Source organism: Leekyejoonella antrihumi, assembly GCF_007845645.1.
Classification (GTDB): Bacteria; Actinomycetota; Actinomycetes; order Actinomycetales; family Dermatophilaceae; genus Leekyejoonella; species Leekyejoonella antrihumi.
Window position 1 is genome coordinate 24,470 of record NZ_VCQV01000011.1, and the last position, 22,096, is coordinate 46,565.

General features: G+C 67.0%; 17 protein-coding genes and 1 tRNA gene. 7 read left to right on the top strand and 11 right to left on the bottom strand.

Annotated features, from left to right (window positions below):
• Positions 1-1,383: a GH1 family beta-glucosidase gene (locus FGL98_RS09680; protein WP_146316562.1), complete on the top strand. Its 1,383-nt coding sequence runs from the start codon at positions 1-3 to the stop codon at positions 1,381-1,383.
• A 6-nt stretch (positions 1,384-1,389) separates the two neighbouring features.
• Here FGL98_RS09680 and FGL98_RS09685 read toward each other — a convergent pair whose 3' ends face one another.
• The 5 genes from FGL98_RS09685 to FGL98_RS09705 form a co-directional block, all read right to left on the bottom strand.
• Positions 1,390-2,301 carry a carbohydrate ABC transporter permease gene (locus tag FGL98_RS09685; RefSeq protein ID WP_146316563.1) on the bottom strand — a complete coding sequence of 304 codons (912 nt, stop codon included), beginning with the start codon at positions 2,299-2,301 and terminating at the stop codon, positions 1,390-1,392.
• A 1-nt stretch (position 2,302) separates the two neighbouring features.
• A complete protein-coding gene (locus FGL98_RS09690; protein ID WP_222432099.1) occupies positions 2,303-3,160 on the bottom strand; it encodes a carbohydrate ABC transporter permease in 858 nt (285 codons plus the stop codon).
• Between the two features lie 187 nt (positions 3,161-3,347).
• Positions 3,348-4,598 carry an extracellular solute-binding protein gene (locus FGL98_RS09695; protein WP_146316565.1) on the bottom strand — a complete coding sequence of 417 codons (1,251 nt, stop codon included), beginning with the start codon at positions 4,596-4,598 and terminating at the stop codon, positions 3,348-3,350.
• A 148-nt stretch (positions 4,599-4,746) separates the two neighbouring features.
• The gene (nagA, locus tag FGL98_RS09700; protein WP_146316566.1) at positions 4,747-5,946 is read right to left on the bottom strand and encodes an N-acetylglucosamine-6-phosphate deacetylase; all 1,200 of its coding nucleotides are present in this window, start codon (positions 5,944-5,946) and stop codon (positions 4,747-4,749) included.
• Positions 5,943-6,701, bottom strand: a complete 759-nt coding sequence (locus tag FGL98_RS09705) for a GntR family transcriptional regulator (RefSeq protein WP_222432100.1) — start codon at positions 6,699-6,701, stop codon at positions 5,943-5,945. The genes nagA and FGL98_RS09705 overlap by 4 nt, the downstream gene beginning before the upstream one ends.
• Positions 6,702-6,838: 137 nt before the next feature.
• Here FGL98_RS09705 and FGL98_RS09710 point away from each other — a divergent pair, with 137 nt between their 5' ends.
• Positions 6,839-7,861: an SIS domain-containing protein gene (locus FGL98_RS09710; protein ID WP_246136476.1), complete on the top strand. Its 1,023-nt coding sequence runs from the start codon at positions 6,839-6,841 to the stop codon at positions 7,859-7,861.
• A gap of 111 nt (positions 7,862-7,972) precedes the next feature.
• Here FGL98_RS09710 and FGL98_RS09715 read toward each other — a convergent pair.
• From FGL98_RS09715 to efeU, 4 genes are all read right to left on the bottom strand, one after another.
• Positions 7,973-8,044, bottom strand: a tRNA-Arg gene (locus FGL98_RS09715).
• 84 nt (positions 8,045-8,128) lie between these two features.
• Positions 8,129-9,409, bottom strand: a complete 1,281-nt coding sequence (locus FGL98_RS09720; RefSeq protein ID WP_146316569.1) for a Dyp-type peroxidase — start codon at positions 9,407-9,409, stop codon at positions 8,129-8,131.
• Positions 9,406-10,659 carry an iron uptake system protein EfeO gene (gene efeO / locus FGL98_RS09725; protein ID WP_246136477.1) on the bottom strand — a complete coding sequence of 418 codons (1,254 nt, stop codon included), beginning with the start codon at positions 10,657-10,659 and terminating at the stop codon, positions 9,406-9,408. The genes FGL98_RS09720 and efeO overlap by 4 nt, the downstream gene beginning before the upstream one ends.
• Entirely contained in the window at positions 10,649-12,241 is a 1,593-nt protein-coding gene (gene efeU, locus FGL98_RS09730) for an iron uptake transporter permease EfeU (protein ID WP_146316571.1), read from the bottom strand. The genes efeO and efeU overlap by 11 nt, the downstream gene beginning before the upstream one ends.
• A 190-nt stretch (positions 12,242-12,431) precedes the next feature.
• Here efeU and lysA point away from each other — a divergent pair, with 190 nt between their 5' ends.
• The 5 genes from lysA to rho all read left to right on the top strand — a co-directional run bounded on the left by lysA (position 12,432) and on the right by rho (position 19,296).
• Positions 12,432-13,793 carry a diaminopimelate decarboxylase gene (gene lysA, locus FGL98_RS09735; RefSeq protein WP_146316572.1) on the top strand — a complete coding sequence of 454 codons (1,362 nt, stop codon included), beginning with the start codon at positions 12,432-12,434 and terminating at the stop codon, positions 13,791-13,793.
• 1 nt (position 13,794) lies between these two features.
• Positions 13,795-15,099: a homoserine dehydrogenase gene (locus FGL98_RS09740; protein WP_246136478.1), complete on the top strand. Its 1,305-nt coding sequence runs from the start codon at positions 13,795-13,797 to the stop codon at positions 15,097-15,099.
• Positions 15,100-15,102: 3 nt separating this feature from the next.
• Positions 15,103-16,188 (top strand): threonine synthase, encoded by a 1,086-nt coding sequence (thrC, locus tag FGL98_RS09745; RefSeq protein WP_146316574.1) that lies wholly within the window; start codon positions 15,103-15,105, stop codon positions 16,186-16,188.
• A gap of 26 nt (positions 16,189-16,214) precedes the next feature.
• Positions 16,215-17,135, top strand: a complete 921-nt coding sequence (gene thrB / locus FGL98_RS09750; protein WP_246136479.1) for a homoserine kinase — start codon at positions 16,215-16,217, stop codon at positions 17,133-17,135.
• A 205-nt stretch (positions 17,136-17,340) separates the two neighbouring features.
• A complete protein-coding gene (rho, locus tag FGL98_RS09755) occupies positions 17,341-19,296 on the top strand; it encodes a transcription termination factor Rho (protein WP_146316576.1) in 1,956 nt (651 codons plus the stop codon).
• Positions 19,297-19,545: 249 nt separating this feature from the next.
• Here the strand turns inward: rho and FGL98_RS09760 are convergent, their stop codons facing one another.
• On the bottom strand, positions 19,546-21,438 hold the full coding sequence (locus FGL98_RS09760; protein WP_146316577.1) for an N-acetylmuramoyl-L-alanine amidase: 1,893 nt from the start codon (positions 21,436-21,438) through the stop codon (positions 19,546-19,548).
• Between the two features lie 123 nt (positions 21,439-21,561).
• A complete protein-coding gene (locus tag FGL98_RS25380) occupies positions 21,562-21,849 on the bottom strand; it encodes a hypothetical protein (protein ID WP_186526083.1) in 288 nt (95 codons plus the stop codon).
• Between the last annotated feature and the right edge of the window lie 247 nt (positions 21,850-22,096).

Consider the following 22,096-nt stretch of genomic DNA (forward strand, 5'->3'; position numbering starts at 1 on the left):
ATGACGATGGAGTTGCCCAAGGGTTTCGAGTTCGGGGTGGCGATGGCCTCCTATCAGGTGGAGGGGGCCGTGGAGGAGGACGGCCGCGGACCGTCGATCTGGGACACGTTCAGTCACACGCCCGGCAAGGTGTTTGCGGATCAGAACGGCGATGTCGCGTGCGACCACTATCACCGGTATGCCGAGGACATCGACCTGATGGCCGCGCTCGGCATCGACAGCTATCGACTGTCAATGGCCTGGCCGCGCATCCAGCCCACCGGCAAGGGGCCCGCGAATGCCGCCGGTCTGGCGTTCTACGACCGATTGGTGGATGGACTGCTGGAGCGGGGTATCAAGCCGGCAATCACGCTCTACCACTGGGATCTTCCCCAGCCGTTGGAGGACGCAGGCGGCTGGCGGGTGCGTGACACGGCCGAGCGGTTCGCCGAGTATGCAGCGATCGCGCACGAGCACCTCAGCGATCGCGTCACCCGCTGGATCACGCTCAACGAGCCGTACTGCTCCGCCATCCTGGGCTACGCGACCGGTCGACACGCGCCGGGCGCCCACGAGGGCGAAGGGGCGTTGGCGGCGGCGCATCACCTCCTGCTGGCCCACGGCCTGGCCGCCCGGGCGATGCGCAGCAATGGTGCGGCAGGTCAGCAGATCGGCGTGACGCTCAATCTGGAGCCGGTGGCTGCCGTCTCGAACAGCCCGGAGGACCTTGCGGCGGCCGATCGTGCGTTGATGTTGTCCAATCGGATCTTCACCGACCCCGTACTGGCGGGGACCTACCCGGAGCTGGCAAGACGCACCTACGCCGACATCACGGACTTCTCGTTCATCGAGGACGGTGATCTGGAGACGATCGCAGTGCCCCTGGACTTCCTCGGTGTCAACTACTACTTTCCGAGCAACGTGCGTGTGGGGGAGTATGCCGAGCCCGACCCGGCGAAGCGCACCGCAGACGACCTGGCGACCGAGCAGGTGGTCGATGATGACGAGGAGCGTACGGCCATGGGCTGGCCGGTGGACTCCGACGGCCTTCGCCGCCTGCTGCGCTGGCTGCACGAGAGCTACCCGAGCCTGCCGCCCATCTATGTGACCGAAAACGGTCGCGCTTGCGACGATGTCGTCGAAGAGACCGGGCATGTGCACGACCCGGACCGGATGCGCTATCTGGAGGCCCATCTGCGCGCCATCGCCGCGGCAAGCGGGCAGGGCGTGGACGTGCGGGGCTACTACTGCTGGTCCCTGCTGGACAACTTCGAGTGGGCCGAGGGATATGCCAAGCGGTTCGGTCTGGTCTATGTGGACTACGAGACGCAGCAGCGCATTCCGAAGTCCAGCTTCGAGTGGTACCAGCGCGTGATTGCAGAGCACCGTGAGGCGACCGCCTAATCCGAACTACTTCACAGAGCCGGCGGTCAAGCCGCTGACGACCTTTCCCTCGATGATCGCGAAGAGAATGATCACCGGCACGGTCGCGATGACCGACCCGGCAAAGAGATGGCCCCAGTCGATCTGGTACTGCCCGATGTAGCCGTTGATATTGACAGTGAGTGGTTGCGTATTCGGAGTCGTATTCAGAGTCAGGGCGACGATGAACTCGTTCCAGGCCGCGATGAAGGAGAAGATCAGCGCCGTGACCACGCCGGGTAGGGCGAGCGGCAGCGTGATGCGCACCAGTGCGCCGAGCCGGCTCGTGCCGTCCACCATCGCGGCGTCCTCGAGCTCCACGGGGATCGAGGAGAAGTACGCGTTCAGGATCCACACCGCGAAGGCCAGGTTGAACCCGGCGTTGACCAGGATCAGCGAGAACACCGTGTTCAGCAGGTTGAAGCTGAGAAACTCCTTGTAGATGCCGACCAGCATCGCCGGCGGCTGGAACATCTGCGTCACGAGCACCAGCAGCAGGAACACGGAACGGCCACGAAACTGCTTCCGTGCGGTGTAGTAGGCGGCGGGAAGCGCCACCAGCAGGACCAGGACGGTGGAGCCGGCGGCGACCTCGAGGCTGACCCGGAAGCTGGCACCGAATCCGGTCGACCAGATCGTGCTGAAGTTCGACCAGGTCCAGTGGTGTGGAAGGATATTGGGCTGCTGAAGCTCGTTGATCGGCCGCATTGCGGTCACGAACATGTCCAGGTACGGCACGATGAAGATGATCGCGACCAGGTAGGCGGCCACTGCGGCGAAGAGAGTGCGTGGCCGAAGAGGCCGCCTCGGCTTCCGCGGCGGCCGAGCCCGCTTCTGCGCGCGCCCGGACGTACCGGTGGCCAGGACAGGTTCCGAGGTGCCGGCGGTGATGTCTGTCATGTCAGTTCACCTGTTCCTTCCAGCGGGTGACCTTCAAGAACACCAGCACGATCACGATGACCATGGCGAAGTTCAGCACGGACATGGACGCGGACTCGCCGATGAATGCCTGCTTGAGCTGGAACATGAACGTGGTCGTGGTGCTCGTGCTGGATCCGGGTTGGCCGCGGGTCATCTCCCAGATGATGGGGAACGAGTTGAAGATGTTGATGACATTGATCAGCAGTGCGACGGTGAATGCGGGGCGCAGCAGCGGCAACGTGATGGAGCGATACATCCGCCAGGAATCCGCGCCATCCACCCTGGCGGCCTCGTACAGGTCGGCCGGGATGGTCTGCAGGCCGGCGAGCAACGCGTAGATCGTGAACGGCAGCGAGACGAGCACCGCCACGCCCATCATCCAGATGAAGGCGGCAACCGGGCGACCGAGCCAGTCAGTCTGGTTCGTGCCCAGGGAATGGACGATCCCGAGGTCCTTGAGAAGGATGTTGATGGGCCCGCTCGTATAGTCCAGCGCCCATCGAAAGATGAGCGAGGTCATCATGACCGAGGCGGCCCACGGCGCGATCAGGGCCCAGCGCGCCGCCTTGCGACCCGGGAACTCCACGTTGAACAGCTGGGCCAGCATCAGGCCGAGAACCATCGTGATGGCCACGACGACAACGACCCAGACGACCGTACGAAGCACCACGCTGAGCAGGGCCGGCTCGGCAAACAGCGCCCGGAAGTTGCCCAGACCCGCCCAACCGTTGACGAATCCGTCGGGGCTGATGTTCTGAAAGGACGTCTTGAACAGGACGACGACGGGCCAGAGCACGACCAGTCCGATCAGTGCCACCGCCGGAAGGAGCCAAGGCACCGGTCCCAGTGCACGCGCAAGTCGCGTCATCCGCTGCTTGGTCGTAGGCCCCGGTGTTGGTGCCCGACCGGCCCGTTCCCGGGTGCGATCGCTAGGCGCAACAGAAGTCACAGCCACCTTCTCTCTCGGCGAAACGGTCGGCACCGGCCCCGGCGTGTCCATCCGCGCCGGGGCCGATTCAGTCCGGTCAGTTGGCGGAGGCCTTCGCCTGGATCGAGTCCAGCACCGTCTTCGGGTCACCGGTGACGGCTGTGCCGATGTTCTGCTGGATGTTGGTCTTGACCTGGGCCCAAGCGGTGTCGCTCGGGTACTGGATCGAGTGCGGCAGCGCCGTCAGGAACGGGCCGAAGATCGGGTCCGAGGCGAGCGCCTTTGCCGCACTGGTGGTTGCCGGCAGGAGGTCGTACTCCTTGTCGAACTTCAGCTGATAGGTGTCCTGGTAGGTGAAGTCGAGGAACTTCTTGATGGCCGCGGCCTTCGTGCCGTCGGTCTTGAAGGCTGCCACGTTGTCGCTCACGCCCAGGGTCTTCGTCAGTGGGCCGTTCTTGCCGGCGATCGGCACCGAGGTCCAGTCGCTGTCCTTGAGGACCTTGGCGCTCTCGATGATCGGCACCAGGGCCGGTGAGCCGTTGATCATGCCGACCTTGCCCTGCGCGAACTGCTGCCACTGGTCGGTGCGCATCTTGTTCGCGGGGTTGGGCTCGGTGTCGCCGGCGGCGACGAGCTTCTTCAGGAACTGGAACGTCTGGATGTTCTGAGGACTGTTGATCGTGTACTTGCCACTGCTGTTCTGGTAGCCGCCGCCGTTGCCGAGCATCCACAACAGTGCCTCGGCCTGGCCCTCCTCGCTACCCAGCGGTAGTCCGAAGCCGGTGTCGCCCAGCGCCTTGATCTTGCTCGCATCGGTTTGGATGTCGGCCCACGTCTTCGGTGCCGACATGATGCCGGCCTTCTTGAACAGCTTCTTGTTGTAGAAGAGTGTGCGCGAGCTCGTCGTGAACGGCATGCCGTACTGGACGCCCTTGTAGCTGCCCTGGGCCTTGAAGGCCGGCAGCAGGTTGCCGGGGTTGCTGAGCACCTTGCTCGCGGGATAGAGCAGTCCCTGCTGGGCGTAGTTGGAGAAGTAGTCGCCCTCGGTGATGTCGGGGTACTGCTTGTTCTGCACCATCGTCTGCACGGTGGTGTCGAAGTTTGCCCACGTCACGACCTGCACGTTGACGGTGATCGTCGGGTTGGCCTTGTGGAAGGCATCCGCGACGCTCGCCCAGTACTTCGAGCTGGTGTTGGCCGGTCCGGTTCCGTAGTCGGCGGCGACCAGTTTGAGAGTCGTGGTGCCTCCGCTCTTGCCCGAACTCGTGCTGCTCGACCCACCGCAGCCGCTGAGTGCCATCGTTCCGACGGCGACGATCGCCGTTGCGCCGATCAGAGTGCGCTTCATGTCTGTCTTCTCTCTGCCAGTTCTGATTGATGTGCTGTGACTAGCAGCCGCATGCGGCTGGTGAGGTGTGCGGGTGCTGTCGCAGAACCGCCGATTGTTGGGACGGTACACGTCATCGAGCCATTGGTCTAGACCAGTTATCAGGATGTTACCTGTCGTCGGGCTCGGGCGCCCCGGAATCCTCGGAACTCCACAATCCCTCCGCCATGACGCCCGTGACGTGCAGGTCGTCGTCGAGCGTCACGAGGTCGGCCGCCAGGCCAGCCTCGATCGCACCGGCGTCACGGTGAATTCCCAGGATCCGTGCAGGGTTCCATGATGCGGCGCGAGATGCCGACGTGATGGTCAGACCGCTGTCTCGGACGGCCCGACGAAGGCTCTCATCCATGGTCAGGGTGCTGCCGGCGAGTGAGCCGGTGCTGACGAGCCGGGCCTGCCCATCGGTGACCTGCACACGTTGGCCGCCGAGCACGTACTCGCCGTCCCCGACTCCGGTCGCGTCCATCGCGTCCGTGATCAGGATCATGGGTCCACGCTGGCGGGCGACCAGGCTGGTCACCGACGGGTGCACGTGGATGCCGTCGTTGATCAGCTCGCAGGCAATTCCCGACTCGAGCGCTGCGCCGACCGGGCCGGGTTCACGGTGGTGGAGCGGGCGCATCCCATTGAACAGATGTGTGGCCAGGGTGGCTCCCGCATCGATGGCGGCATGCGCCTGCGCATATGTCGCGTCGGAGTGCCCGATGGCGGCCACCGCTCCGCTGGCGGTGATGTCGCGGATCAGCTCCAGCGCGCCGTCCAGCTCGGGGGCGATCGTCACCGAGCGGAGAGTTCCTCGCGCCGCAGCGCTCATGCGCGCGAAGGCATCGCGGTCGGGCAGGATCAGGTGACTGGTGTTCTGGGCGCCGCACCGCGCATGCGACAGGAACGGGCCTTCCAGGTGAGAGCCGATGACGTGACCGTCGACTCGGGCACCGGCGTGAGTCAGTGCTGCGGCCCAGTCGAGCTGCTCGACCAGTGCGTCGACGGGTGCAGTGACAAATGAGACGAGGGTGCGAGTCGTGCCGTGCGCGCGGTGGAACGCAACGGCCTGTGCCATGGCCTCGGGGGAGGAGGAGACGTCGTGTCCGCCGCCGCCGTGCATATGGATGTCGATGTATCCCGGCAGTAGCCAGGCGCCCGCAAGATCCTGGCGGCGCACTCCACGTGGAGGGTCCGTCCGCCCTACCTGGTGGATGCGACTGCCTCGCACGTGAACCCAGCCGTTGTCGATGACGTCGTTGGGGGTGACCACGCGGGCACCGGTGAGGACGACGTCGGTGGCGACTGTACTGCCTATGTGGGTCATTTTCCCGATGTCATTTTCCGGCGAACGGGTGGTATGCCCAGGTTCGCGATCAAGCAGATGCGATCTCCTCGAAACGAGCTCGTGCCCCACTCGACAGGCGCGCCATGCGCGTCGAAGCTGTGTCGCCGAACGACCAGCATCGCTGCACTGGCATCGATGCGCAGCAGGGTCGCCTCGCGTGGTGATGCGGGGGCGATCTCGATGGACTCCTCACCGCGGCGCAGGTCGACGCCATACTCCATGGTGAGCAGGGCATGTAGGGAGCCCGCGGTCCGCATGCGTCGGGTCAGCCCGGGAAATCGCTCGGCCGAGAGCACGGAGGTCTCGACGGCGGTCGGCAGGTGGTCGGCGAGTCGGAGGCGATCGATCCGATAGACCGGGTCGCCTCGGTTTATCTGGAGCCGTTCCGCGGTCTGCGAATCTGCGCGCACCCGTGCAGTACCCAGCAGCTCGGAGCTCGCCGTCAGACCATTCGCCGCTGCCTGCTCGGTGAAACTTGCCAGGTGCAGCGGCCAGGTGATCTTTGACTCGGCGACATAGGTGCCGGAACCTTGGCGGCGCGTGAGGCGGCCTTCGGCTACGAGATCGACCAGTGCCTGACGGACAGTGGTCCGGGACGTGCGCAGGTCGGCGGCCAGGCTTCGTTCGGTGGGGACTGCACTGCCGGGCTCCATGGACTCGATCAGCTCAAGGAGGTGTCGGCGCACGGCGTAATGCTTCGGTTCACGTGCCGGTTCACGGGCAGTGGATGCCACCTTCATCTCCTCCCGTGGAGCTCGTGCAATCTATTCAGCGTTGACAGGCTTCAGTGAACCATGCACTATCTCATTGGTCTAGTCCATTCTATGATGGACAATTGACTCTAGTCGATGTTATGACGGCAAGGAGCGGGATGAGCGAGCCGGGCGCACTGATGGCGGCTGAGATTGCGGAGCAGCCACAGATCCTCGAACGTCTTCGGGTGGATGGTCTGGCGCAGGCCGCCGAGATCAGGCGCGCGATCCACGAGTTTGCCCCTCGCATGGTCATTTTCGCAGCCCGGGGCACCAGCGATCATGCCGCGTTGTACGCGAAGTACCTGGTGGAGGTGCGGCGGCAGCTGCCCGCAGCGCTCGCCTCACCGTCGAGCCTGACGGTGTATCACTCGCGGCCCGATCTGCGGCAGGCTCTCTTCGTGGCCGTCAGCCAGTCGGGCGGCTCACCGGACCTCATCGAGAGTGTCGAGGTGGCCCGAGGGTGCGGTGCGCTCACTCTGGCCGTGACGAACGCGCCCGAGTCGGCGTTGGTGAAGGCGGCCGAGCACCACCTCGACGTGCGTGCAGGATTGGAACAGGCGGTTGCGGCGACCAAGACCTACACCGCCGAGATGATGGCACTGGCAATGCTGTTCGGCGGCGGCGACGACGCGCTTGTGCCAGACGTGAGTGCGCTGCCCGAGGCGGCCGCCCGCACCTTGGCAATGGCCGACCGTCCGTATGCTGCGGCGCAGCGGTATCGGTTCGCGCAGCGCCTCGTCACGACCGCTCGGGGCTACTCCTACCCGACGGCGCGGGAGGCAGCGCTCAAGGTGATGGAGACGTCATACCTGTCCGCGCAGGCATTCTCCGGGGCCGACCTGTTGCATGGTCCGCTGGCGATGGTCGACGGGCAGCTGCCGGTGATTGCGGTCGTGAGCCCGGGTGCCGGTGGAGATGCGATGGTGCCTGTCCTTGAGCGGATCGAGGAAGCTGGTGCCGACGTGCTTCGCGTGGGTCCTGCCGATGGGCTGCCCGTGGTCACCGACGGGGTGGCGGAGGAACTGTTCCCAGTGCTGGAGATCCTGCCGCTGCAGCAGTTGGCCTGGCGGCTATCCCTCGACCGGCGGCAGGATCCGGATCGTCCGCGAGGGCTGCTGAAGGTCACCCAGACGCGGTGACTCGCGCGGTCAGGACAAGGCCCGTCGCTACCCTGCTCCCGAATCCTCCAAGTCGAATGCAAAAAGAGTCAGGGCCCACTCGCTGACGCTCGTGGACCCTGACTCTTTTTGTGCCCCCGGTAGGATTCGAACCTACGCTCCCGCCTCCGGAGGGCGGTGCTCTATCCCCTGAGCTACGGGGGCGCACACACCTCGAAGAGGTGCGGGCGCAATATTACCAGTCGTGCGGGATCCCTTCGAACCACCGCCGGAGTCGGTGCCTGGTGGCTAGATAAACAGGTCCTCGGCGATGAAGTGACCCGACCTCGGGGCGGGCGGAATCGCCCACAGGCCAGAACCGATGTGCTGGATGTACTCGTTCAGCCGGTCGGAAGCACCCAGCCTGCGCTGGATCTTCACAAAGTGGTCGGGGTCGTTGGCGTAGATGATCATCAGCAGACCCGCGTCGAGCTGGCCGTACTTGTTGATGCCGTCCGTGTAGTTGTAGGCACGGCGCAAGATCTTGGTGCCACCGTTGTTCTCGTGCGCGGCCAGGGCGATGTGCGCGGTCCCGGGGATGGCCGGTTTTCCGTCCTTGCCCGTGGCGTGGAAGTCCGGGGTGTCCATCTCGCGGTGGCCGGTGAGTGGTGCGCCCGCTGACTTCGTGCGGCCGAAGATGTTCTGCTGATCTGCGATGTCGTCGGCGTCCCAGATCTCGAGGTTCATCTGGATCTTGCGGACCACCTGGTAGGTGCCACCGGACATCCATCCGTCGTCGGTTACCCAGACGAAGTGGTCGTAGTCGTCGGGGGTGCTGATGTTGCGGGTGCCGTCCTTGAATCCCATCAGGTTGCGAGGAGTCTCTTGGCCGGGGCCGGCCGATGCCCGACCGAATCCCATGACTGTCCAACCGGTCTCGGCGGTCCCGCGAACCATGCGCGCCAGGTTGCGCACCGCGTGGTAGGCCACCTGTGGGTCGTCCGCGCAGGCCTGGACGCTGAGGTCACCACCCGACAGCGACGGCTGGATCTGGTCGCTGGGTAGGTCGGGCAGCTCCTCGAGCAGGGCCGGACGACGATGCTCGAGGCCGAACCGCTTGTCGAAGATGCTGGAGCCCAGGCCGACCGTGACCGTCAGTCCCGCGGGGTCGAGGCCCGCGGCCTCACCCGTGTCGGCGCCGACGGCGCCTGCGCGAGCCGGCTGCACGGCACCGATCGTCCTGCCCTTGGCCAGCTGGGCGATAGCCGCCGACCACCGCGCGAGGAGCACCTGCAGGTCGCTCCGGGTCGCGCGGTCGACCAGATCGAAGGTCATGAAGAGGGCGTGCCGCTGTGGAGGGGTGCTGATACCCGCGGGGTGCGGCTGATCGTAGAACGGGTGTGTGCGGGACAGATCCACAGTGTCCTTGTCGGACCGGGCCGCGTCGGATGACGAGTGCGACGAGCTGCTGGCGTATGCCGTGGCCGCGCCGGCCAGGGCCCCGCCCGCGAGGAGTCCGCCGGCCGCGCCCTGCAGGAGGCGCCGTCGGTCGAGCCCGGCCTGCTGCTGGGGGTCAAGGTTGTCGGTCATTGTGCGGTGGCCACCTTTTCGGCCATCCGGGACAGCGGGTCCTGCAGACCCTGCACGGACTTGCTCAACATGGGGGCATCGGCCTGCCGCAGCTCCGGCGTCCACGCGACCAGTCCGCCCGGTTTGCTCGGATCGCGATACTTGTCGAGCAGCCTCTCGACGACCTTGAACTGCGCGGTGACGGTCTTCGTCAGCGTGGGATCGATCTCGGTCAGTCCGGGCTTCAGGAAGGCGAACGCCTGCTGGGCTCCTTCGACGTTGGCTTCGAAGTCCACCAGGTCGAGGTGGCTGAAGGCTTCCTCCTCGCCCTTGATCTTGGTGGTCTGGACCTCCTCGAGCAGGCCGGCGGCCCCGTTGGCCAGGTCCTCGGGCTTGTAGGTCAGCCCCTCGGACAGCTTCCCCAGCGTCTTGACGTCGGTCTGCAGCGCGGCCGCCTGCTTCTTGGTGCCTGCGGTGATCTTCCCGTTCTTCCACAGGTCTCGCTCGATCGCATGGAACCCGTGCCAGCCGACCTCGGGGTCGAGGTTGGACCCTCGCATGTCGATCAGGTAGTCGAGGTTGCCCTTGTTGCTCGTCGGGTCGGACCCGGGCAGCACGAAGCCGTCGACGTCGGACTCGATCTTCTCGTAGAACGGCCGGGCGAGGGCGTATTTCGCCTTGGCGTCCGCCACGTTGCCGCTGTCTACAGCCTTCTTGAGGGTGGTCACGGCGGTGCCCATGTCACCGATGACGCCGGCGACGTAGACGCCGTAGCCGCTCGTGCCCTTCGCGAGCACCGCCTGCACCGACCCGGCCGTAGGACCGGTTGCCTGACCCGTGACGGAGAAGTCCTGCATGGCCTGCTTCGCGCCGGGGCAGTACACCTGATACGTGCCGCCGGTCAGCGTGGCGGTGAACTTCACCGGTGCCAGCCCGGGCGCCAGGTTCTCCTTCTCGCCGATGATTCGCTGGTTGCTCTGCAGCTCCACCTCGGTGATGGCGGTCGCGCTCTTGTTGATGACGGTGAAGGTGACCGCACCGGCCTTGGCACTCGGGTGGTCGATCTCGCAGGTGTCTGCGTCGCCATCGTTCGTCAGGGTGATGTTGACCTGGGAAGCGCCCTGGCTGACGGGGGCCGCACCCGAGGCGGTCGCTCCTGCTGTAGTCGATGATGAGTCGTTCGGGGATCCGCCGCCGCAGGCGGTGAGCGCGAGGCCGGCGGCAAGAGTGACGGTGCAGGCGACGGTGCTGCGTCGTGGGCTAAGGGACACGGACATTGCTCCTTTGAGTGGTGGGTTCGGCTGGGGCAGTGGCCGAAGCGATGCGCAGCCGGCGACGGTCACGACCGGCCAGCAGCAGCAGAACGGCGGCAGCGATCAGCAGCCCGGCCGGAAGGACACGACGCCAGAGATGGGCCTCATCGCTGTCTGCGGCCAGCTCGATCACCGCGCTGGCTGCCCCTGCGACGTATGCCGGACCGACCGACCAGGCTCCGTCGGTCACCGTCGTCCCGCCGATCGTCGTGCCGGCCGGCATGGTCACGGTCCGTGAGGTGGGCAAACCGCCACCGGTGAGCTCGGCCACGGCCAGGTCCTGGGCGGAACCGTCGATGACCAGGCCGTGCGCGGTCCACACCTGCCCGCGGCCGGCGCGGGTCCACGCCACGTCATACGGGCCGGGGCTGCGCTGGACACTGATGCCCACCGGGACCCGCCCGCCGTTGGCGGCAACGAGCTCCGCCAGGGTGAGCTTCTCCGGCAGGTCGGCCATGGCGCCGGCGGCGGGAAGTGTGTAGTGGGTTGCCGCGACGCCCGCATGGTGGTCGGCCGTGCCGTGCGTGAGGGCGACGCGCTGGGTGCCACGGGGCAGCGAGAGCACGAGGGTGGACCCCTCGAGGCTGGCCGTGCCGGTTCGATTCTGGTCGGAGCCGACGAGGGTCGCCTTCGCCGGCGTGTTCAGTGCCGCGCCTGGGACGGCGATGGCCAGTGCGCCGGCGGCAACGACCGCAACGCCGGCGGCGACCGCCTTGATGCGGATGGAGGCCGACGCGCCGGGGCGATGCGTGGCGGGCCAGAAGAGGATCAGCGCCATCGGCACGAGGTAGGCGCACCAGCCGATGACCTCGATGACGCGCGGGTCGGACGGGATCCCGAGGACACCGGTGAACAGAGCGCTTCGGACGGAACCGCCGGGCGCCAGCCAGGACAGATCCGCCGTGCGCTGCCGGCCGGCATTCAGCCAGCCTGCCTCGTGCGCGGTGCGCAGTGCGCTCACGACGAGTCCGGCCGCGACGAGGATCAAGAACACGCTGGTGCCCTTGAAGAATCTGCCGAGGTTTATGCTGATGCCGCCGGAGTACAGACCGATGCCGATCCCGATCGCCGCGAGGATGCCGAGGGTGGCACCGCTGGCGGCAACCGCCATGTTGCCTGCCGCCTGGAAGGTCGCGAGCAGGAAGACCGCGGTCTCGAAGCCTTCCTTCAGCACCGCGAGGAAGGCCATGGTCGCCAATGCCTTCGAGGTGCCGTCCCCGAGCGCGCTCTGTGCCGACGACTCCAGATTCTTCTTCATGAATCGCGCATGGGTCGCCATCCACAGGACCATCCCGGTCACGAAGACGATGGCAACGACGCCGATCACCGTCTCCATCCCTTCCTGGGCGGACTGGGGGAGACTGCCTTCGACGATCTCGAGGAGCAGGCCCACGGCGATGCTGAGGGCGACGGCGACGGCGACGCCGATCCACATGGGCAGCAGCGGCTTGTTGTTCTTGCGCAGGAACGCGGCGATGATGCCGACGATGAGTGCGGCTTCCAGCCCTTCGCGCAGGCCGATGACGAAGGTTGCCAGCATCTCGAGACCACCATCACTCGCGGGTTGAGGTAAGGCTATCCATTAATTGGTTAGGCTTACCTATGTCACAGGCACGATACGACCGATGCGTCGAACCTGTCCACCCGGGTTGTGCACGCGCGGCGGGGGGCACCGTCCCGTGAGTGGACAATGGCGACATGCAGTCCCAGAAATCGGTACGTTGCCCTCGATGAGTGCGCGCGAAGACCTCCACGCCATCCGGTCGATCTTCCCCAGCCACGCCTCCTGGGATCCAGGCGGTGCGATGGCCCTGGCCGGGCTGCCGCTCGCCGACGTCGCCGCGCGGTGGGGCACCCCTGCCTACCTGCTGGACGAGGACGACATCCGAGCCCGGGCGCGGGCCTTCCGGCAGGAGTTCGGTCGGGCGTTCCGCGCGATCGGCGCGGACGCGGACGTGTACTACGCGGGCAAGGCCTTTCTCTGCACGGCGATGGTGCGGTTGCTGCAGGACGAGGGGCTGCGACTGGACGTGTGCAGCGGGGGCGAACTCGCGGTCGCTCGGCGCGCCGGCTTCCCCGGCGAGCAGATCGGCCTGCACGGCAACAACAAGTCCATGGCCGAGATAGAGGCCGCGATCGCCTACGGGGTGGGCCGGATCGTCGTGGACTCCTTCGAGGAGATCGAGCGCGTCGCCGCGGTCGCTCGCCGGGCGGCCGTGGTGGCGCCGGTGATGATCCGGGTGAAGACGGGTGTCGAGGCCCATACGCACGAGTTCATTGCCACGGCCCATGAAGATCAGAAGTTTGGCCTGAGCTTGACCGAAGGCGAGGTCGCGGAGGCCGCCGCGATGGTGCTGCGTCACTCGGATGCCTTGTCACTGCTCGGTTTTCACTCGCATATCGGCAGTCAGATCTTCGAGTCGAGCGGGTTCGCGGTCGCTGCCCAGCGCCTGATCGGCGCCCAGCTCGAGGTGGCGCGTCAGCACGGAGTGACCCTGCCCGAGCTGGACCTCGGCGGTGGCTTCGGCATTGCCTACGTCGCGACCGATACGCCGTTGTCGCCGCGAGACATGGCCGATCAGCTGGCCGAGGTCGTCGTCGCCGCCTGCCGCGAGGCGGGTATGCCGGTGCCGCGGGTGTCGATCGAACCGGGTCGGGCGATCGTGGGACCGGCCGGCGCCACGCTCTACGAAGTGGGCACCGTCAAACCGGTGGTGGCCGCCGACGAGGAGCTGCGGACGTATGTCTCGGTCGACGGCGGGATGAGTGACAACGTGCGCCCCGCGCTCTACGGCGCGGACTACACCTGCCTGCTTGCAGGTCGCGAGGGCAGCGATGAGCAGATGCGGGCGAGGGTGGTCGGCAAGCACTGCGAAAGTGGCGACATCGTGGTGAACGACGGCCGGCTCCCCGCCGACACGCGGCCCGGCGACCTGCTCGCGGTGGCCGCCACCGGCGCCTACTGTCGGTCGCTGGCCAGCCAGTACAACCACGTGCCACGTCCGCCGGTGCTCGCCGTGCGAGCCGGCGAGGTCACTGTGTGGCTGCGCCGCGAGACCATTGACGACCTGCTTGCACTGGAAGGTGAATGAGGTGACCACTTCCTTGCGCGTTGCGCTTCTCGGCTGCGGTGTCGTGGGCAGCGCGGTGGCCGCACGGCTGCAGCAGCACCGCGATGACTTCACGGCGCGTGTCGGCGCTCCGCTCGACATCGTCGGGGTAGCGGTGCGCGACCTCGACCGCCCGCGTCCGGAGAGCGGACTGGACCCATCCCTGTTCACCACGGATGCCGAAGAGCTCGTCACCCGTGCCGACCTGGTCGTCGAACTGATGGGCGGTATCGAGCCGGCCCGGGGGCTGCTGCGACGCGCCATGGAACACGGAGCGAGTGTCGTCACGGCGAACAAGGCACTGCTCGGTGAGGACGGCCCGGAGCTCTACGAGGTCGCGGAGAAGCAGGACGTCGACCTCTACTATGAGGCGGCAGTCGCCGGCGCGGTCCCACTGGTGCGACCCCTGCGCGAGTCGCTGGCCGGTGACACCGTGCACCGCGTCATGGGCATTGTCAACGGCACCACCAACTTCATCCTCGACAAGATGGATCGCACGGGGGCGGACCTGGAGTCCACGCTCAAGGAGGCCCAGGAGCTCGGCTATGCCGAGGCGGATCCCACGGCTGACGTGGAGGGCCTGGATGCCCGGGCCAAGGCGGCGATCATCGCGTCCATCGCGTTCCACACCCGGGTCCGTACGCCCGACGTCTACTGCGAGGGCATCATGGGGGTCACCCCGGACGATATCCGCGCGGCTCGCAAGATCGGTTGTGTCATCAAGCTGCTCGCCATCTGCGAGCGGACGGCCGACCCCCGTGGTGCGCTGGGTGTGAATGTGCGGGTGCACCCCGCGCTGGTGCCGAGGACTCACCCGCTCGCCACCGTCCACGACGCGTTCAACGCCGTGTTCGTCGAGGCCGAGCTGGCCGGCGAGCTGATGTTCTACGGTCAGGGTGCCGGCGGGGTTCCGACCTCCTCGGCCGTCCTCGGGGATCTCGTGCAGGCGGCCCGTCACAAGGTCCGCGGTGGGCGCGGGCCGGGGGAGTCGGCCTACCTCGCGCTCGACGTGCACGGCATCGGCTCGGCGACGACCGGGTACTTCATCCGCATGGACGTCCAGGACCGCCCGGGTGTGCTGGGCCAGGTGGCCGGCGTGATCGCCGCGCAGGGTGTCTCGATCGAGAGCATCCGCCAGGGGTTGAAGCGCTCGGAGGGCGGGCTCGCTACTCTGCACCTGGTGACGCATCCGGCCACCGACGCGGCTCTGGCACGCACGGTCGATCGCCTGCGGGCACATGAGGATGTCGCATCCGTGGCGTCCGTTCTTCGGGTGGAAGGTCTCTGACCAATGGCTCACCAGTGGCGCGGCGTGATCCGCGAGTACGCCGATCGGCTGCCGATGCTGGACGGTGCTCCCGTCATCACACTGTGTGAGGGGGGCACGCCGTTGATCCCGGCCGAGCGGCTCAGCGAGCGGGTGGGTGCCTCCGTGCACGTGAAGTACGAGGGTCTGAATCCCACCGGGTCGTTCAAGGACCGCGGCATGACCACGGCGATCTCGATGGCGGCGAAGGCCGGCGCGAAGGCCGTCATCTGTGCCTCGACCGGCAACACGAGCGCATCGGCGGCGGCATACGCCACCAAGGCGGGTATGACGTGTGGCGTGCTGGTCCCGGCCGGCAAGATCGCGATGGGCAAGCTGAGCCAGGCGATCGCCCATGGCGCCACGCTGCTGCAGGTCGACGGCAACTTCGACGACTGCCTGACGCTCGCGCGCAAGCTGGCCGAGTCCTACCCCGTCGAACTGGTCAACTCGGTCAACCCCGCGCGGATCGAAGGGCAGAAGACCGCCTCGTTCGAGATCATCGACGCACTGGGTGACGCGCCGGACATCCACTGCCTCCCGGTCGGCAACGCCGGCAACATCACGGCGTACTGGAGGGGCTACCGCGAGGCGGCGCAGACCGGGGAACAGCCGGCCCTGTCGACGAAAACCCCTCGGATGTGGGGCTTTCAGGCCGAGGGGGCTGCGCCGATCGTCAAGGGATTCCCGATCGACCACCCCGAGACCATCGCGACGGCGATCCGCATCGGCAATCCGGCATCGTGGCGGCAGGCGGAGCAGGCGCGAGACGACTCCGGCGGCCTGATCGATTCAGTGACCGACGACCAGATCCTCGATGCGCATCGGCTGCTGTCGAGCACGGAGGGCATCTTCGTCGAGCCCGGGTCGGCGGCCAGTATTGCGGGCCTGCTGATGATGCACGAGCGTGGCGAGATCCCCTCCGGCGCAACCATCGTCTGCACGGTGACCGGGCACGGGCTGAAGGACCCGGACTGGGCGTTGAAGGCCGCAGACGGGTCGGCGCTTGAACCGGCGAAGATCAGTGTCGACGCGGTGTCAGCCGCGCGTGAGCTTGGCCTGGTGGACTGAGAGCCGTGCAGCTGCAGCCTTTTTCGGTGGGTGACTCGGTCACGGTCCGCACCCCGGCCAGCACGGCCAACCTGGGGCCGGGCTTCGACTCGATCGGCCTTGCCCTCGGCCTGATCGATGAGGTCGTGGCGACCGTCGAGCCCGATGGGCTGACGATCACCGTCGCAGGTCACGGTGACTCGACTGTGCCGCTCGACGAGGGCCATCTGATCTGGCAGTCGATGTGCGCGATGTGGGAACGCCTCGAGGTGGACGCGCCCGCGGGTCTGCGGCTGGACTGCCGCAATGCCGTGCCGCACTCGCGTGGCCTCGGGTCATCCGCCACGGCGATCGTGGCGGGGGCCGGGTCGGCGCTCGCGCTCGCGGGAGTTGATCTGTCCGCACCGGAAGCGCTGACCCTGGTCAATGACGTTGCCGGTGACATCGAGGGCCACCCGGACAACGCGTCGGCGAGCGTGTATGGCGGGCTGACGCTCTCCTGGCGCGACGACGAGCGGGCCGGCTGGCGCACGGTCCGGCCGCCGCTGCACCCCGACATCGTGCCGGTCGTCCTGGTGCCGGATGCCACCTTGTCCACCGACAAGGCGAGGTCGGCCCTCGCGGCCACGCTGCCACTGCGGGATGCGGCGAGCACCGCAGGTCGGGCCGCGCTGCTGATCGAGGCGATGACCAGGCGGCCGGACCTGTTGTTGCCGGCGACCCGCGAGTGGTTGCATCAAGAGGCGCGCCGCCCGGCCTACGCCCCGAGCATGGCACTGGTCGATCGACTGCGGGCGGACGGTCTGGCAGCCGTGATCTCCGGCGCCGGGCCCACCGTCCTGGTGCTCGCTGCAGTCCGTGACGTGCCGCGTATCACCGCTCCCGACGCCGGGTGGCAGATCCTGACACCGGGTGTTCCCGACACGGGTATCCGGGCCGTGTCGCACTCGGGCGCCTCGAAGGTGTAGATTGCTAGATGCATCACACGCCTGGATGTCGCTTCACGTGCGATCCGGACAGGGCGGATGCACCACCTCACTTGTGTTTGGGCCATTGCGGCATATCGAATTGCACGTGCACCGGTGAGGGCACAGCCAAGATCTGAACTTGGTCTGTCCATAGCCCCAGACAATCGGCACGAGGCCGGTTCATGACGAGGGGGAAGGAACCTTCGTGACAAACACCACCGAACTTGACACACCCGCATCCTCGGGCAGCTCGAGTTCCCGCGGCTCTCTGAGCACCATGAAGCTGGACGAGCTCAAGTCGCTCGCCGGGACCATGGGCATCAGCGGAACCTCCAAGATGCGCAAGAGTGACGTGCTTGCCGCCATTCGTGAGCGCGGTGGCAAGCCGACCGGCGAGACCGCTCCCCGCCGCAGCAGCCGCCGCGCCACGGCCGGGCAGGGCAGCGCCGAGGTCAAGAGCACCGCGCCGGAGAAGGCGCCGCCGCAGGCCGATCGTGCTCCGGAGACCAACCCCGCCACCGACGCTCAGAGCGTCGCGGCTGAGAAGCCGGCGAGCCGGTCAACCTCGCAGCAGGCACCCGAGGTCCAGCCCGAGCAGGACGCCAAGCCCGAGCAGGACGCCAAGCCCGAGCAGGACGTCAAGCCCGAGCAGGACGTCAAGAAGACCGATGACGGTCAGGCCGAGGGGCGCGACCAGCGAGCCGACGGCGACCGGCGAAACCGTCAGGGCACCTCGAACCGCGAGGGCCAGAGCAACCGGCAGAACGACCGCCAGGGTGACCGGCAGAACGACCGCCAGGGTGACCGGCAGAACGACCGCCAGGGTGACCGGCAGAACGACCGCCAGGGTGACCGGCAGAACGACCGCCAGGGTGACCGGCAGAACGACCGCTGGAACGATGACAGTGCCGGTGGCGGCCGTCGTCGGCGCCAGCGGGGACGTGACCGCAAGCGTGGCCGCGGTCGCGAGGACTTCGGTGGCGAGGTCGACACGCAGGTCCGCGAGGATGATGTGCTGGTGCCGGTTGCCGGCATCCTGGACCTGCTGGACAACTACGCCTTCGTGCGGACCAGCGGTTATCTCGCCGGTTCGAACGACGTCTACGTGCCGCTCGGCATGGTCCGCAAGAGCGGCCTGCGCAAGGGTGACGCGATCACCGGCGCGGTCCGGGCACTGCGCGACGGCGAGCAGCCGCCGACCAGGCAGAAGTTCAATGCTCTCGTGCGCCTCGACACCGTCAACGGACTGACGATCGAGAAGGCCAAGGAGCGTGTCGAGTTCGGCAAGCTCACCCCGCTCTACCCCCAGGAGCGACTGCGCCTGGAGACCGAGCAGAACATCCTGACCACGCGGATCATCGACCTGGTCGCACCGATCGGCAAGGGGCAACGTGGCCTGATCGTCGCGCCGTCGAAGGCCGGCAAGACCATGGTCATGCAGTCACTGGCCAACGCGATCACCGCCAACAACCCGGAATGCCACCTCATGGTGGTGCTCGTCGACGAGCGCCCCGAAGAGGTCACCGAGATGCAGCGGGCGGTCAAGGGCGAGGTCATCTCCTCGACCTTCGACCGGCCGGCCACCGACCACACCGCCGTGGCCGAGCTGTCGATCGAGCGGGCCAAGCGCCTGGTCGAGATGGGCCACGACGTCGTCGTCCTGCTCGACTCGATCACCAAGCTCGGTCGTGCCTACAACCTGGCCGCTCCGGCCAGTGGGCGCATCCTGTCCGGTGGTGTCGACAGCGCGGCTCTCTACCCGCCGAAGAAGTTCTTCGGCGCGGCCCGCAACATCGAGAACGGCGGCTCGCTCACGATCCTGGCGACCGCACTCATCGAGACCGGGTCCAAGATGGACGAGGTCATCTTCGAGGAGTTCAAGGGCACCGGCAACATGGAGCTGCGGCTGTCGCGGCAGCTCTCCGAGCGCCGCATCTTCCCGGCGGTGGACGTCAACGCGTCCAGCACTCGTCGCGAGGAGATCCTGCTCGGTGCCGATGAGCTGAAGATCATGTGGAAACTGCGTCGGGTGCTCGCCGCGCTCGACCAGCAGCAGGGCATCGAGCTGCTGCTCGATCGGCTGCGGAAGACCAAGAGCAACCTCGAATTCCTGATGCAGGTGCAGCAGACCTCCTCGATCAAGCTGGACGACGAGGACTGACCGGCCATACCCCAGCAAGCCCGGCTCCCCTGCCTACGCGGGGGAGCCGGGCTGCTGCATACCACCCTCCAGATGTGCACGTTCGCTCCAAGGGCGCAGCTACAGCTGCGCCCTTGGAGCGAACGTGGACAACTCGGAGGGGTTAACCCGGGTCCGATCGAGCGGTCCCAGGCAAACCTGCAGGACGGGGACGATCTCGCGCAGCCGACCGCGGCTCGATCCAGGCTGCGCCTGCTGCTGACGCATCGATCAGTCGTGAGTCCAGGTGACGTCGTCGGCAAGGATGTACGCCACGCGGTGCCCGAAGCTGATCAGGTAGTACCTCTCCTTGCCGATGATGTCGATGTGATCGTCCGGGGTGTCCAGGGAGAAGGTCTGAGCCTTGTAGTAGTCCGTGGGCACCTGGGCATCGGCCACGACATACTCCTGACCCGGATCCGCGGTGTAGATCAGCGGCGCGAGCGCCTGCACGTCGTCCGGGTTGGAGTACGCCGACGCCTCCGGGTACGCGCGACCGTAGATCTTGGTCCCCGCCTGGCGGGGAGTGATCTTGCGTCCGTTCGCCACGACGCGTGCGGTCGGTGTTTTGTGAGGGTTGTAGAACCACGCCTGCAGGCCGAGATACCAGATCGCGGTCCAGTCATCCGACACGTCGGCGACCACGAAGTCCACCCCGGCTGCCGCACGGGCACTGATGTCGGAGACGTAGGTGCTTGCAGGCTGACCGTCCTGGTGCAGCCCGATGTCGTTGACCAGGGGCGCCGAGTTGGACGGGCCGGTGCGCAGCGTCACGAAGTTCGTGCCCTGGATCGGACAGGCCGCACCGGGGTCGGTGCCGCACCCGCTGACCGGCTGGCGGTTGTCGTCGAACCCGGGCAGGATGCGCACGACGTCGCCCCTGTGCACGGGCCGGTGTGAGGTCCCGTGGTGTAATGGCGCACCCAGCAGCTCGAAGTAGTGTTCCCAGTCCCAGTAGGGACCCGGGTCCCAGTGCATTCCGGGTATGTAGGGCGTCGCGATAGCCGGCACCTGGTCGTGACCGATGATGTGCTCGCGGTCCATCGGGATGCAGTACTCCCGACACAGGTAGGAGACCAGTCGCGCCGAGTTGCGGTAGAGCGACTCGGTGTACCAGGTGGCACCGGTCGCGGCATACCCTTCGTGCTCCACGCCGATCGCATGCATGTTGACGTACCAGTTGCCGGCGTGCCAGCCGATGTCCTTCGGGTGCAGGTGCTGGGCGATGTGCCCGTCGGCCGACCGCACGGTGTAGTTCCATGCCAGGTAGGTCGGGTCCTGCACCAGCTCGATCGCCGAGGCATACGACCCCTCCGTGTCGTGGATGACCAGCTGGTTGAGGGTCGGGCTCTTCGGGCGGAAGCCGAGGTCGTGGTTGCCGTAGTCGCCGGGGTTGGGGCCGTACTGCTCGTAGGGAGCCTCGATCCACTCCACGTCGAGACCGCGGGGTGCGTCGATGGGGCCGTTCTGACGGTGGCGCTGGGACTCCTCGACTCGCCTGGTGATGACTGTGCGCTGCGGTGTGACATTGCCGACGCGGGTGGGGGCCAGCGACAGGGTGACTCCGGAGGTCTTCTTGCTGGTGCCGTTGCGAAGGTCGATCATCACGTCGTCGGCGAACGTCCGCTCACCGCTGGCGGAGGTGAACCCACTCGACGTGGCGATCGCGGCATACCAGGTGGCGGGATCGGTGGCGGTGCCCGTTGAATGCCCCAGCTGCTTCTGGTTGGCCGCGATCACCGCGGCCGCTCCGGCGATGTTGGCGGCCGGATCGGTGCGCAGTGCCTCCTTCGACAGTCCGGTCAGCTTTGCCGCCTGCCCGAGGGTGTCGATGACGGCCGCGCCGTCCTTGCCGGCCGCGCGGCGTGCCTGCTGGGCGGCGGCGCCGTCGATCAGGTGCATCGGGCCATAACCGAGACTGGTGCTCGGTGCTCCGGCGTGGTCCTCCCAGCGGCTCTGCCCGTAGGCGACTGCCGCGAGCACGGACGCGGGTACGCCGTACTTGGTTGCCGCGGCCGCGAACTGGTCATGCTCGTCGATCGCGAAAGCCGGGGAGGCGGCTGCCACGAGTGGGACGGCGAGACTGGCTACCAGGAAGTTGCGACGCGAGATGGGGTTGGCCATGGTGCCTCCGGTGGGCTGCAGACAGCGAATCAGGGGAGTGAACGACAGATCGTCCAGAAGATCACTCTGGCACCGACGCGGTGGCGATAGGAGTTTCCGTGCCACTCAAATTTGCGAAACTCATTATCCGGGTGGTCCGGCGTCGATGCGGCGATGCAGCTCCGCGACACCGTCCGGGCCTTCCGGCAGGTCCCACCAGCTTTCGACCCACCATGTCACGCCGGCGTCCGCCCGCAGTATGGCGACGATCGTGCCGAACGACTCGAGGTCGAGGCCCGAGCTACCTTCTGCGCCGCCCGCCACGGCCCGGAAGCTGCCCTGGCAGCGGGCGGCGCGGGCCAGCGACGGCTGCGAGCGCCGGCCCGCCACCATCGCGCCGACCAGCCATACCGGGTGATGCGGCCGTTGCACCGGTGGCGGTGGTTCGAGCTCGGTGACGACCCGGGTGGCCAGGTCCCAGGGCGCTGCCCTGCGTGCGGTGGTGGCCGGGGAACACCGCAGACGGCAGCAGGACGAAGTTCACGCCATCGAGGACCATCTTGCTCGACGTCAGATCGAGGCGAACGGTGGCCGGAGCCTTCACCTTGGGCCGAACGCCTATCGGGCGGCGCACTGCTTGCAGATCGCTGGAAGCGCACCCGTGGTGGTTCGGCGGCGA

Bases quoted from the DNA above. Each gene is read 5' to 3' on its own strand.
- lysA (WP_146316572.1), top strand. From the start codon at position 12,432: ATGAGTGCGCGCGAAGACCTCCACGCCATCCGGTCGATCTTCCCCAGC.
- thrC (WP_146316574.1), top strand. From the start codon at position 15,103: ATGGCTCACCAGTGGCGCGGCGTGATCCGCGAGTACGCCGATCGGCTG.
- FGL98_RS09680 (WP_146316562.1), top strand. From the start codon at position 1: ATGACGATGGAGTTGCCCAAGGGTTTCGAGTTCGGGGTGGCGATGGCC.
- FGL98_RS09760 (WP_146316577.1), bottom strand. From the start codon at position 21,438: ATGGCCAACCCCATCTCGCGTCGCAACTTCCTGGTAGCCAGTCTCGCC.
- nagA (WP_146316566.1), bottom strand. From the start codon at position 5,946: ATGACCCACATAGGCAGTACAGTCGCCACCGACGTCGTCCTCACCGGT.
- FGL98_RS09710 (WP_246136476.1), top strand. From the start codon at position 6,839: ATGAGCGAGCCGGGCGCACTGATGGCGGCTGAGATTGCGGAGCAGCCA.
- FGL98_RS09695 (WP_146316565.1), bottom strand. From the start codon at position 4,598: ATGAAGCGCACTCTGATCGGCGCAACGGCGATCGTCGCCGTCGGAACG.
- FGL98_RS09685 (WP_146316563.1), bottom strand. From the start codon at position 2,301: ATGACAGACATCACCGCCGGCACCTCGGAACCTGTCCTGGCCACCGGT.
- efeU (WP_146316571.1), bottom strand. From the start codon at position 12,241: ATGCTGGCAACCTTCGTCATCGGCCTGCGCGAAGGGCTGGAAGCCGCA.
- FGL98_RS09720 (WP_146316569.1), bottom strand. From the start codon at position 9,409: ATGACCGACAACCTTGACCCCCAGCAGCAGGCCGGGCTCGACCGACGG.